Source organism: Algoriphagus sp. NF (assembly GCF_028823735.1).
In the GTDB taxonomy this organism is placed as follows: domain Bacteria; phylum Bacteroidota; class Bacteroidia; order Cytophagales; family Cyclobacteriaceae; genus Algoriphagus; species Algoriphagus marincola.
On record NZ_JAPEIB010000014.1, the window covers coordinates 89,711 to 102,525 of the forward strand.

The following is a 12,815-nucleotide window of genomic DNA, read 5'->3' on the forward strand; positions in this document are numbered from 1 at the left end:
GAGGACGGATTTTTCCATTTAAAGGCATCCCGAAAGCCACTTATCAGAATAGTGCGGGTACTTTTCGGATTTACTCACAATTCATCTATTTTTATAAAAACCCAAATTCAATCATTTATGAAAAACCTCATCACATTATTGATCTGTGGTGTGCTCAGCCAGTCAGCTTTGGGGCAGGGAACCCAGCTGCTTCGACAGCCTACGCTTAGCCAATCCGAAATTGTTTTTGTCTATGCAAATGACCTTTGGAAAGTATCTCGAAGTGGAGGTCAAGCGATCCGGCTTACCAGCAATGAAGGAGAAGAATCTCTTCCACACTTTTCTCCAGACGGCACACATATCGCATTTACGGCACAATATGATGGCAATACGGATGTCTACCTGATTCCATCAGAAGGTGGTGAGCCACAACGATTGACCTGGCATCCAGGTGCAGATAATGTCACAGGATGGACTCCTGATGGACAGCACGTTTTATTTACCTCTGGCAGAGACGGACATGCGACAGAGGAATCTAAATTTTTTAAAATTTCCAAGAATGGAGGAATTCCCGAATCATTGGCCATTCCAAGAGCTGTGAATGGAGAACTTTCCCCTGATGCTTCTCACATTGCTTATCAGCAAATTTCATTTTGGGATCCGGAATGGAGAAATCATCGCGGTGGACAAGCCAAACCCATCTGGATAGTCGATATGAAAGACTATTCTCTTCAGATGACCCCGCAATTGGACAATGAGCGGCATACTGATCCTGTTTGGCTCGGAAATAAAGTTTATTACATTTCGGAGCGGGATTTTCTGGCCAATCTTTGGTCCTTCGATCCTGTAACCGGTCAAGAAAAACAAGAAACCTTCTTGAAGGATTTTGATATCAAAAGCATTGATGCCGGGCCAGATGCAATCATTATCGAGCAAGGAGGGTATCTACACTTATTTGACCCTGGAAATGGCTCTTTGACGCAGGTAGAGATCGAGGTTAAGGGCGATTTCCATTGGGCTAGAGAGCGATGGGTGGATGTTTCTGCCAGTCAACTTCAGAATCCCTACCTCTCTCCTACCGGGCAGCGCGCATTATTTGAATTTCGCGGTGAGATCATCACCGTTCCAAAAGAAAACGGATCCGGCAGAAATATCACCAATACCTCGAGTTCTGCCGAACGAGCCCCAGCTTGGTCACCTAATGGCCAAAAGATCGCCTACTTCTCTGATCAATCCGGAGAATATCAATTAATCATTGCCGATCAAACAGGCAGTACCATTGAGAAGACTATCAAAATTCCAGATCCAAGCTTTTTCTTCGAGCCGGAATGGGCTCCGGATGGAAGACATCTCGCATTCACAGATACGGACTATAATATTTGGCTTGTTGAAATTGAAAGTGGAAATGCACGAATAGTTGAAACAGACCGATTTGCACATCCTAATCGCTCCATGAATCCAGTTTGGTCACCTGACGGGAAATGGATAGCCTATTCCAGACTGATGGATAATCAGTTCAAATCGATTTTTGTCCTCAATGTTGACACCAACGAAAAGATCCAAATCAGCGATCAATTAGCCGACGCCATTTCCCCAGTCTGGGATGAAAGTGGAAAGTATTTGTACTTTCTAGCCTCCACCAATTTTGGACTGAATACAGGCTGGCTGGATATGAGCAGCTACGATAGGCCTGTGACAAGGCATCTGTATTTTGCCATTCTGGATGCAAATGAAAAATCTCCACTTCTTCCAAAAAGTGACGAAGAAAAAGCCAAAGAGGCTAATGGGGAAAAGAAAGAAGAGAATGGAGCAGTCACGGTAAAAGTTGACCCTGAGAATATTGAAAGAAGAATTGTAGCCGTGGATATTCCTGATCGAAATTATATTGGTCTTGCCGCTGGTCCAGAAGGAACGGTTTTCTACATGGAAGCAATTCCCAATCAAGGGACAGTCCTCCGAAAATATGACCTTAAAAAGCAAAAGTCGGAAGAATTTTTATCTCGAGTAAATCAAGTGGTAGTCTCTAAAGACAGAAAGTCCATACTCTACCAATCAGGCTCAACTTGGGGAATCATCGAAACTTCTGGATCAAACAAGAAAGTAGGAGATGGAGCGCTTAAAGCAATTTCCTCCATGAAAGTCAAAGTCAACCCGCAGGAAGAGTGGCAGCAGATTTACAGAGAAGGCTGGCGCTATCAGCGAGACTTCCTTTATGTTGACAATGTGCATGGTGCCCCTTGGGACGATATCTACGAATGGTATAAGCCGTGGGTAGACCATGTGCGTCACCGTACAGATATGAATTACATCATCGATATCATTGGTGGTGAAGTAGCGGTAGGCCATTCCTATACCCGAGGTGGCGATTTTCCTGATATCGACCGTGTACCCATTGGACTCTTGGGAGCTGATTTTGAAATGGTAAATGGACATTATCGTATCAGCAAGATTTATAATGGAGAAAGCTGGAATCCAAATCTGACTGCACCATTAGCTCATCCAGGCAATGAAGCGAAAGTCGGGGAATACCTGGTAGGCATCAACGGAAAAGAAATCCAAGCCAACACCAACTTGTATGAATACTTGGAAGGAACAGCAAATCAATACACTACTATTCACCTTAACTCAAAGCCAGGCTTGGACGGAGCAAGAATGATCGCTACCAAACCCGTAGCCAATGAATCCCAATTACGAATGATGGATTGGGTAGAGGGTAATAGAAGAAAAGTCGATGAACTATCGGATGGAAAGCTCGCATACGTCTATCTTCCAAACACCGGTCAACCAGGATATACCTATTTCAATCGGTACTACTTCTCCCAGCAGGACAAAAAAGGCGCCGTAATCGATGAGCGAAATAATGGAGGCGGGTCTGCCGCTGACTACATGGTAGACATCATGGCTCGAGAACTTCATGGCTACTTCAATTCAAGAGCGAATGACCATCGCCCCTTCACCACACCTATGTCTGGTATCTGGGGACCAAAAGTCATGCTGATCAACGAACGTGCTGGATCAGGAGGAGATTTACTTCCATATCTTTTCATTAAGATGGAAATAGGCCCACTCATCGGAACTAAAACCTGGGGAGGCTTAGTAGGTACTTGGGATACGCCTCCTTTCATAGATGGTGGACGGATGGTCGCTCCAAGAGGCGGTTTCTACGATGTCAATGGTGAATGGGCTGTGGAAGGAGTTGGAATTTCCCCAGATATTGCGGTAGAGCAAATGCCTAAAGATGTAATCGATGGAAGGGATCCTCAATTGGAACGAGCAGTCACTGAGGCATTGAAGCTACTCGAAACTGAAGGGATAGAACTCAAGCCAGAACCAGCACCTCCTATTCGATATTTCAGACCAAAAGAAAATTAATTGCTAGCAAACTTCTAATCAATTACTGCTTTCACCATCAATACCCAGCAGCTGATTCTGAGTTATGGAATCAGTTCTGGGTATTTCCTTTTTTTAAAAAATGCGACTAAGAATTTAAACCTTTTAAAGCAAGGGTTTTAACATTTACTGATTTAAAACATTTTTGATTAGGACTAATAAATTGAATTTTAGAACTTCAATCAATTAAACTTTTATAATTATGATAGATCAATTATTAAAAATGGCTGATGGGCCATTGAAAGAATTTCTGGCAAATTCAAATGTAGATGCAGGTCCAGGCGATGCCTCTGCAATCGAGGAGGTTCTTGGTTCTCTTTTGCAAAAGAAGGCCCAATCTGGAGATCTCTCCGCTGTGAAGGAAATGTTTTCAGGTGCTGATACCCCGGCTGACAGTCCGGCCATTCAGGGACTTTCGGGGGATTTTGCTTCAGGACTGATGGAGAAACTGGGACTAAATAGTCAGCAGGCGATGAGCCTTGCGGCAGCGGCACTTCCTATGCTGATGAACTTCTTCAATCAACGTGTAAATGACGCTCCACAAGACAACAATGACATTATGAATTTGGTAGCAAAAGCCTTACAAGGTGGTCCGGGTGCCGGAGGAGCAGATATCCTAGGTTCACTATTAGGTGGTGGAGGAAAAGGAGGCATGGATCTCGGCGGGCTCATGAATATGGGTAAAGGTCTTTTTAAATAATTTCATCAACATAAACTCCGAACAAATGAAAAAACTAACGATGATGGCGTTCATTGGAATCTTTGTATTCCTTGCTAGCAATGCTCAGGCACAGGGTCTTAAAATCCCAAAAATGGATTTAAGCTCTCAAGTTTTAGGAATTCTGGACAATACCAAAGGTCTGGGCTTGAATGCTGACCAAGAATCAAAACTTAAGAAAGACAATAAGAGTTTTGTAGACGATTTGATGAAAATAAGTGGAAGCAATGCTTCTGACGAGGATAAAAAGGCAAGTTTTCTGGGTTTAAAAAACAAAAGAACCAAGTTCCTGATGGACCTCATGGGGAGTGATTTATTTAAAAAATATTCAGGTCAAATACTGAAGGGAATCAACCCACTCAAATCGAAACTGGGGCTAGCTGCTCTAGCCTTCTAGCGCTAATTGCTTAACTTCACAGCCTCGGTCATCCGAGGCTTTTTTATTACATATGAAAAATCTATTTCCCTTTCTGTTTGGATGTATTCTCCTAGTCTCTTGCCAGGTTCAGGATCCAAAAGTCAACTTTTGGTTGACAGATCCGAAGTCTGGAATTCTTTTCGAGAAAAATCCCGAAATGCTTAAATCTGGACAAGAACCTCAAACCATAACTATTGACATCGAGTCACGCTTCCAGTCTATGGATGGCTTTGGATTCACCTTAAGTCAAGGCTCTGCTCAGCACATTCTTCAGATGAGCGATTCGGCACGCAATTCACTCCTTCTTGAGCTTTTTGGCAATGAGGAAAACAGCATCCGAATCAATTACCTTAGGCTTTCTGTTGCTGCCTCTGACTTGAATGAATTCCCCTTTTCTTACAATGATCTGGAAGATTCACTGGCAATAGACCCCGAACTGGAAAATTTTAGCCTTAGCTACGACACCCTGGATGTAATTCCAGTATTGAAGATGATTTTGGAAATCAACCCCAAAATCAAATTAATGGCCTCCCCTTGGTCTCCACCTAAGTGGATGAAAGACAACAAGGATACAAGAGGAGGATCCCTTTTGGAAGAATTTGAGCCTGCCTATGCAAAATACTTGGTTAAATATATCCAGGCTATGAAAGCTGAAGGCATCAACATAGACGCCCTGACCATACAAAACGAGCCCTTGCATCCTGGAAACAACCCTTCACTTCTGATGCTTCCGGAGCAGCAAGCCCGCTTCATCGGGAGGTACCTGGGACCTGCTTTCTCGGAATCAGGTATCGAGACCAAAATTGTGGTTTATGACCACAATGCGGATCGACCCGACTACCCGATTTCAGTCATGAGTGACAGTTTGGCTAATCCATTTATTGACGGTTCGGCATTTCATCTGTATGGAGGAGAAATTGAAGCACTTTCAGAAGTTCATCGAGCCTTTCCCAACAAAAACATCTACTTTACAGAGCAATGGGTAGGTGCACCCGGTAATTTGGAAGGAGATATTCCATGGCATGTAAAAAATCTACTGATCGGAGCGCCTAGGAATTGGGCAAAAACGGTTTTGGAATGGAATCTAAGCTCAAATCCAAGTCTGACTCCTCATACTGACCGTGGAGGATGTGACCGTTGCTTGGGTGCGGTGACAATAGATGGAGATCAAGTTACGCGAAATCCAGCCTATTATGTCATCGCTCATGCCAGCAAATTTGTAGATGAGGGCTCGGTCAGAATCGAATCCAATTCAATCGAAGGTTTACCGAATGTCGCCTATCAAACACCTTCAGGGAAAAAGGTCCTGATTGTGCTAAATGACAGTTCGGCTCCTGTAGCTTTCCAAGTTCAGGAAGGCAAGACTCAATTCAGCACCAATCTAAATCCTGGAGCAACTGGAACCTGGATTTGGTAAGTGAACATTTTTCAAAACACCGGTAGGGCGCTTACTTCCTATTCAAAATACGCATGAGTTCTCGAGCCGTTGTTTCACCCTTTTGACGAATCAGTCTTCGAGGTGTATTATCTCCCACCTCAAAGGTCATCGCCTCTGCGCCATGAACAAAGAAGAAGTAGGAACTCGAAGTGACTCCTCGTTCCATACCTTCCGATGGTCGAATATTGGGGTCATAACCCGGGATTTTTCGAGATGATCGCTTTATTAATTTGGGAATGAGACCAGGATGATTCCCATCCAAATCCTCATTGATTGTGTAAAAAATATCTTCCCAAGTAGCATGAAAATCTGCTGCAAACACGAATTCACCCCCTGTTTCGCGCACTTTGGACTCCATAAATTCGGCCAAAGCTTTCGGCTCTGGCTGGTTGAAATTGATCCAATCACGATTAGTATCTACCCCTCCTACATTATGCCGCCAATGACCCCTGGCCACTCCATCAGGGTTCATCAAAGGCATGACATAAAGGTTATATTTACTTCGGAATTTTTTAGCCTGAGGACTATCCTCACAAAGTGTCTCGACAAAGCTTTTTAAGGCAAGGAAACCTGGAATTTCGGGTGGATGCTGTAAGGAAATAGCCATGAGCATTTTTTGATCATCAGCTTCCCCTATTTTCAAAATCTCCAGTGGTCTACCTTCTTTGCTTTGCCCAATTTCAATTTTTTCAACAAAATCATTTTCAAGGATTTTCCCTTTCCACCGCTCCACATAGGCTGTCCCTGCAAAATCCTGTGCCGCTATCCAAAGCGTATCCGGACCTACCCAAACCTTCGCTTCAGCAAATTCAATCTGCCTACGCCCATCTTCCAATGTTTTATAATGCGGATGAAAAGCTGCAGAATCCAACTTCTTATAATAAAGCCCTCGCTTATTGATTTTGGGGTAATAGCGGTGAAAGCCATTTTGAGGATATGTCAGCCGAATCCATAGTTGCTTTTCCTCTTCTGACCACATTTTGAATGCATACCATGGACTAGGATTGATGGGCTGATTCTCTGGTAAAATCATCACCTCGATCAAGGTATCGTTGACCCTCTTGGCATCATTCAGTCTTCCACCTTCCATTTTATTAGAAATAAAAAAACCATCACCCAGATCAAAATCCCGATAGACTTGGGTTTCGATTGGTTTATCCTCGGTGGGAACCACATTAATAGGGCCTTGCCCAGACCATTGTTGGGTTGATTTACAAGCGAAAAAAATAAAGATGAGTAGAATTGGGGCTAAATACTTCATTCTGGAATTTACAAAAAAAGATTTAGCCCCAAATTAGATTTAGACTTTTGGGACTTGCCATCCATTGTGATAGTGGGCTTTCATCAAGTCGTTTGCCTCACTATCACTAAATTGGTTTTTACCTGCGTCCCAGTAAACTTTCTTACCTGTTTTGTAAGCGATATTTCCCATCTGAGCATTGATAGCCGCTACCGAACCAGTCTGAATAGCACATTTCAACATACCCGGATCATTTGCCATCACAGAATCAACAAAATTGACTGCATGCAAATCCAGTGCACTACCTTCAGGTCGTGTATGGGGAACCTCTTCCACTTTTGGCTTTCGTTCACCATCTACATTTTCTGTTTCGGGGATTACTTTCCAGCCTCCACGATTGACCACAAGGGTAGCATTATTTCCGATAAATGCGATTCCTTCAGTCGTGCCATAATTTCCTCCATCGATGCCTGTTGCATGCTCCCATAGCATATTGAATCCATCATATTCATAGACAGTTTGCAATGTATCAGGGGTCTCGGAAGCATCATCAGGATAGGCAAATTTCCCTCCTGAAGCCATGACTGATTTAGGAGCACTGACTCCCATCGCGTAAAGTGCGATATCTATTTCATGAACTCCCCAGTCTGTCATCAAGCCACCCGCATAATCCCAAAACCAACGGAAGTTGAAATGAAAACGATTGGGGTTGAACTCCCTTTTCGGTGCAGGACCCAGCCACATATCGTAATCTACCCCAGCAGGTGCCGGGCCATTGGGGAGCACAGGCACGGGCTTCATCCAACCTTGATATGCCCAACATTTGACTAGTCGAATCTGTCCCAAGTTCCCGGATTTGACATAATTGATAGCTTGATCATATTGACTTCCAGATCGTTGCCATTGCCCAACTTGGACGACTTTTCCATATCGCTCTTGGGCCTTCACCATGATTTGACACTCCTCGATCGTATTGGCTATGGGTTTCTCTACATACACGTGCTTGCCTGCAGATACCGCATCGACCATGTTCAAACAATGCCAATGGTCAGGCGTACCGATGATCACCACATCAATATCCGGATCTTCCAGCATCTTTCGGTAATCTTTATACTGCTTTGGACGAGTACCTCGCTGCTTAAAAACATCCTCAGTTCGTTGGTCCAAAACAGATTGATCTACATCTGCTAAAGCAACACAATTGACGTTAGCCATTTTGAGATGTGCGTTCATATTGGACCAGCCCATACCTTTGCAGCCGATGACTCCATAATTGAGTTGATCTGAAGGCTTGATTTTTCGGGTAAAAGCACCAAAATCTGCCGCAGTTAATACTGATGGCATGCTGAGTCCAGCTCCTAGGAGCATGGTATTTTGTAGAAATTTTCTTCGAGAGGACATTTTTTCAAGGGTTTATGGTAATGGGTTTTATGATTATCCGCAATCATGCCTTTGCCTTATTTACTTTGCTTGAATGGTGGGAAGAACGAAGCCCGAAGCTTCCGGATTCTGATCCTTTCAGCAGAAAATAAGTCGACTTTTTATCAATACTGGTAAGAAAGCGAATATCCATGATGGGTTTTTAGTAGGCGTAATCTATTTTCACAAAGGAATACTTGATACTACATACCTGCTACTTATAGTGGTCGTACCCAAATATTTCTAAATCTCACCGGATTGCTATGATCCTGAAGCTTAATTGGAAGAGCCTCTGCGTGAGCTTTGTAATTAGGGATGCCGATGTACTCAGTAGGTCCGCGAAGGATAACATGATTTTGTACCAAAACACCATTGATCAAAACGGTCACAGTAGCTGGAGATGTAAGCACTCCATTTTTATCAAAACGAGGAGCTTTGAAAATGATATCGTAATAATTCCATTCTCCCGGGGCACGAAGTGGGTTGACTAGTGGTGGAAACTGCTTGTAAATACTCCCAGCCTGTCCATTGGTGTAAGTCTTGCTTTCGTAGCTATCCAAAATCTGAACTTCATACAGTCCCATCAGGAAAAAACCGGAGTTTCCGCGACCTTGGCCCTCACCCTTAATCTCTGTTGGAGCTGACCATTCGATGTGATATTGTGCATCTCCAAAGGCCATTTTTGACTGGATATCCCCTTTCCCTGGAGTCACGACTAGTTCACCATTTTCTATAATCCACTCAGCGGGACTAGACCCATCTCTGGCAGAAACAAAACTATTCAAGCTACTTCCATCGAAAAGTACGATGGCATCCGAAGGAGGAAGATTGTTTTCAGCTCCGGGAGTAATTTTTGGAGGGACAGGTGTATAAAACTCAGTAGCTTGAGGAGGCATAGGCGGTGGAGTTTTCTCCTGACCGTACAAGGACAAACTCAATCCAACCGAAAGGAAAAGGAATAAAAGTGATTTAAATCGAATGTTCATACCGTAGATTATTTTAAGGTTTATAATTTCACAGGATAAATTAAGTCCAAATGCGCTCAATCAAAAAACCATTGATGGATTTTTGATTGCAAGCGCCATAAGCTTTCCTAATTTTCTGAAAATTTCACCTTATGAAGAAGATCTACCTCTCTATTTTAAGTCTGTTTTTCACAGCTCAATTCGCTTTTAGTCAAACCGAATATTATTTCCCAGGGGAAAAATTTAATCCAGAAATTCCATCACCTGAGGAATTCTTGGGCTACCCTGTCGGAGACTGGCATACTCGCTATGACCTCATCGTCAAATACTACGAAAAATTGGATGAGCTCAGTGATCTGGTCAAACTGGAAACGATCGGCTATACACACGAACACAGGCCGAAAGTTATCCTGACCATTGCCAACGAAAGCAACATGGCCAACTTGGAAGCGATCAGACAAACTCAGGTACAATTGGCAGACCCAACTCAACCCAAGCCAAATGTCAGCCAAATGCCATCTATCGTTCATTTGGGGTATGGGGTGCATGGAAATGAACCTTCTTCAGCAGAAGCAGCACTCTTGACCGCTTATTGGATTGTAGCGGGTCAATCTGAACTCGCACAGAGAGTCAGAGAAGAGTCTGTAGTACTCATCGATCCAACCCTCAACCCAGATGGAAGGGACAGACACAGTCTTTGGGCTAATTCTAACAAAGGCTTCCCACCGGTTGCAGATGCATTGGACAGAGAGCACAATGAGGCTTGGCCTGGAGGCCGAACCAACCATTATTGGTATGATCTTAACAGAGACTGGCTTCCACTCGCCCATCCTGAATCACAGACCAAAGTCCAATGGTATCATCAGTGGTATCCTAATGTGACCACTGACTTTCACGAAATGGGAACGAATAGCACCTATTTCTTCGAACCAACCAAACCCTACGGATCCGAAAACCCTGTAGTTCCAAGAAAAAACTACGATGAAATCAACCCGATTTTTGCCGAATACTTTGCGAAATACATGGATGAAATCGGTAGTCTTTATTGGACAAAAGAGGTTTTTGACAATAGCTATCCTGGCTATGGTTCTACCTATCCAGATATCCATGGAGGTCTAGGTTTGGTATTTGAAACAGCCAGTAGCCGTGGCCATCTTCAAGCTAGTCAGCGAGGCGACATCTCTTTTGCATTCACCATTCGAAATCATGTGGTCAACTCCCTAGCCACCCTAGAAGCTGCTATTGACAATCGAGAATATATGCATGATTATCTGCGGGAATTCTTTGAAACGGCCGTTGCTGAAGGAAGAAAAGACCCGGCTAAAAACTATGTGTTTGGAGATGAGTATGACGAAAGCAGAAATAGACTCTTTGTTCAATTTCTACTTGATCATCAGATTGATGTATATGAAAATAATGCTGATTTGAGGGTTGGAAATAACACCTTCAAAAAAGGAAAATCATGGGTGGTCCCTACCGCACAACCTCAATACCGCATGGTTCGCACCATGTTTGAATACGTAAAAGAATTTGCTGATTCGGTTTTTTACGACGCATCAGCCTGGACCATGGCGGCAGCTTATGGGATGCCTTTCGCCGCTGTACCATCTGCTCAAGCAGGTGAGGAAGTAAAAGAGGTGGCAAAACCTTCCTTTGAGTTTCCTGAAGGAAAAGCCTATGCCTATCTCATTGACTGGTCAGATTATTTTGCGCCGAAGGCACTTTATGAGCTACAAAAAGCTGGAATTCATGTAGAGGTAGTCAACCGACCATTTCGATCGCAAACTCAAGAAGGTGCGGTAGATTTTGCAGCAGGGACCCTAATGATTCCGATGGGTTTCCAAAAAATCAAGGATACAGAATTGATCGATCTGCTGAAAAACATCGCCAATAAAAATCAGCAGAAAGTATATAAGGTAGAAACGGGGCTAAACCTTTCAGGAATTGATTTAGGATCTAACTCAGTAGGTGCCGTTCAACAACCAAAAGTCATTATGCTGGTAGGACCGGGTGTTTCTAGCTATGAGGCTGGAGAAATCTGGCATCTGATGGACTCAAAAGTAGGAATGCCTATTACAAAAGTAAATACAGATGATTTTGGAAGGGTAAACCTATTTGATTACAATACGCTGATACTGGCATCCGGTAATTACAACAGCCTTTCTAATTCGGCTGTTGAGCACCTCAAAGATTGGATTCAGCGAGGAGGAACCGTTGTTTCACTCAAAAGTGCAAGCCTTTGGCTGAATCGGCAGGGAATCACCAATGAATCTGCAGTAGAACTTGAGGAAAAAGCCGAACCTGAATCTCTTCCTTTTGCAAGTAGCCGTGATTTCGAAGGGGCGAAAGCTGTAGGAGGTAGTATTTATATGGCAGAGCTGGACTTAACCCATCCTATTGCTTATGGATACCAAATGAAAAATATCCCTGTCTACAGAAACAGCAACATTTTCATCCAACCTAGCAAAAACAAATACCTCACGCCTATCCGATACACTGAGAATCCACACCTAGGCGGCTATATTTCCGACCAAAACCTTGAGAAACTCAAGCAAAGCGCCAGTGTTCTTATTTCTCCATCGGGACGTGGAAGAGTCGTTCATTTCTTCGACAACCCTAATTTCAGAGGGGCTTGGTTTGGAACCAATAAGCTCTTCTTAAATGCGATTTTCTTTGGAAATCAAATGGATTGAAACTTTTGATAAATCAAAAAAACCGCGGAAAACAGTTTCCGCGGTTTTTTTACGAGCAAACCCTGTGAGAATAAATTTTTTAGCGACTATACGTCAATAAGATCCTACCTGCCACTTTGCCTTCAGGAGTCTCCATTTCAACTGAATGTGAAGTGGTAAGACGATTTTTTTCAAGTGAGACGATTTCATATTGTATCACATTTTGTCTTTCATCAGTCAGAGTCAATACTTTATCTTCCAATTTCCAGATACCTTTTCCATTCATGCTTCCATCAGGATTGACCATTTGATAAGTTTTGTTAGGACTCAAAGTCAACGTTGATTGAAGGTGAATAGACTTTCCTCCTTCTTCCAAAGCTGGCAACTCAGGACCCTCGTGTTGCTCAAACTTGAAGCCTGTCCCCTTCCAAGTTCCAAGGACCTCTTCCGGAGAAGGCCCGATCCAAGCGATAAACCCTAAAAGAATCAAGGCAGAAATCATGTAAGCTTTTACGTTTTTTGTAGTTTTCATAGTTTTGCGATTTTTTCGTAGATAGTTTTAAAATTTTTTAGCGC

At 43.2% G+C, this 12,815-nt stretch carries 9 protein-coding genes; 5 read left to right on the forward strand and 4 right to left on the reverse strand.

What is annotated here, in order from left to right; translation table 11 throughout:
• The first annotated feature begins 117 nt into the window (after positions 1-117).
• The 4 genes from OU792_RS08860 (at position 118) to OU792_RS08875 (ending at position 5,922) form a co-directional block, all read left to right on the forward strand.
• Positions 118-3,351, forward strand: a complete 3,234-nt coding sequence (locus tag OU792_RS08860) for a S41 family peptidase (protein WP_134203000.1) — start codon at positions 118-120, stop codon at positions 3,349-3,351.
• A gap of 220 nt (positions 3,352-3,571) precedes the next feature.
• Entirely contained in the window at positions 3,572-4,069 is a 498-nt protein-coding gene (locus OU792_RS08865; protein ID WP_134203001.1) for a DUF937 domain-containing protein, read from the forward strand.
• Between the two features lie 25 nt (positions 4,070-4,094).
• Positions 4,095-4,484, forward strand: a complete 390-nt coding sequence (locus tag OU792_RS08870; RefSeq protein WP_026945108.1) for a hypothetical protein — start codon at positions 4,095-4,097, stop codon at positions 4,482-4,484.
• Between the two features lie 52 nt (positions 4,485-4,536).
• A complete protein-coding gene (locus OU792_RS08875) occupies positions 4,537-5,922 on the forward strand; it encodes a glycoside hydrolase family 30 protein (protein ID WP_274669973.1) in 1,386 nt (461 codons plus the stop codon).
• A 31-nt stretch (positions 5,923-5,953) separates the two neighbouring features.
• Here the strand turns inward: OU792_RS08875 and OU792_RS08880 are convergent, their stop codons facing one another.
• The 3 genes from OU792_RS08880 to OU792_RS08890 all read right to left on the reverse strand — a co-directional run bounded on the left by OU792_RS08880 (position 5,954) and on the right by OU792_RS08890 (position 9,588).
• Entirely contained in the window at positions 5,954-7,204 is a 1,251-nt protein-coding gene (locus tag OU792_RS08880; RefSeq protein ID WP_274669974.1) for a M14 family metallopeptidase, read from the reverse strand.
• Between the two features lie 39 nt (positions 7,205-7,243).
• A complete protein-coding gene (locus tag OU792_RS08885; RefSeq protein WP_274669975.1) occupies positions 7,244-8,584 on the reverse strand; it encodes a Gfo/Idh/MocA family protein in 1,341 nt (446 codons plus the stop codon).
• Between the two features lie 236 nt (positions 8,585-8,820).
• The gene (locus tag OU792_RS08890; RefSeq protein WP_274669976.1) at positions 8,821-9,588 is read right to left on the reverse strand and encodes a 3-keto-disaccharide hydrolase; all 768 of its coding nucleotides are present in this window, start codon (positions 9,586-9,588) and stop codon (positions 8,821-8,823) included.
• A 131-nt stretch (positions 9,589-9,719) separates the two neighbouring features.
• Between OU792_RS08890 and OU792_RS08895 the strand changes: the two genes are divergently transcribed.
• Positions 9,720-12,260: a M14 family zinc carboxypeptidase gene (locus OU792_RS08895; protein WP_274669977.1), complete on the forward strand. Its 2,541-nt coding sequence runs from the start codon at positions 9,720-9,722 to the stop codon at positions 12,258-12,260.
• A gap of 79 nt (positions 12,261-12,339) precedes the next feature.
• Here the strand turns inward: OU792_RS08895 and OU792_RS08900 are convergent, their stop codons facing one another.
• Positions 12,340-12,771: a lipocalin family protein gene (locus tag OU792_RS08900; protein ID WP_134203006.1), complete on the reverse strand. Its 432-nt coding sequence runs from the start codon at positions 12,769-12,771 to the stop codon at positions 12,340-12,342.
• Between the last annotated feature and the right edge of the window lie 44 nt (positions 12,772-12,815).

Coding starts and splice junctions, on each gene's coding strand:
- OU792_RS08885 (WP_274669975.1), bottom strand. CDS start 8,584: ATGTCCTCTCGAAGAAAATTTCTACAAAATACCATGCTCCTAGGAGCT.
- OU792_RS08875 (WP_274669973.1), top strand. CDS start 4,537: ATGAAAAATCTATTTCCCTTTCTGTTTGGATGTATTCTCCTAGTCTCT.
- OU792_RS08860 (WP_134203000.1), top strand. CDS start 118: ATGAAAAACCTCATCACATTATTGATCTGTGGTGTGCTCAGCCAGTCA.
- OU792_RS08895 (WP_274669977.1), top strand. CDS start 9,720: ATGAAGAAGATCTACCTCTCTATTTTAAGTCTGTTTTTCACAGCTCAA.
- OU792_RS08870 (WP_026945108.1), top strand. CDS start 4,095: ATGAAAAAACTAACGATGATGGCGTTCATTGGAATCTTTGTATTCCTT.
- OU792_RS08890 (WP_274669976.1), bottom strand. CDS start 9,588: ATGAACATTCGATTTAAATCACTTTTATTCCTTTTCCTTTCGGTTGGA.
- OU792_RS08900 (WP_134203006.1), bottom strand. CDS start 12,771: ATGAAAACTACAAAAAACGTAAAAGCTTACATGATTTCTGCCTTGATT.
- OU792_RS08865 (WP_134203001.1), top strand. CDS start 3,572: ATGATAGATCAATTATTAAAAATGGCTGATGGGCCATTGAAAGAATTT.
- OU792_RS08880 (WP_274669974.1), bottom strand. CDS start 7,204: ATGAAGTATTTAGCCCCAATTCTACTCATCTTTATTTTTTTCGCTTGT.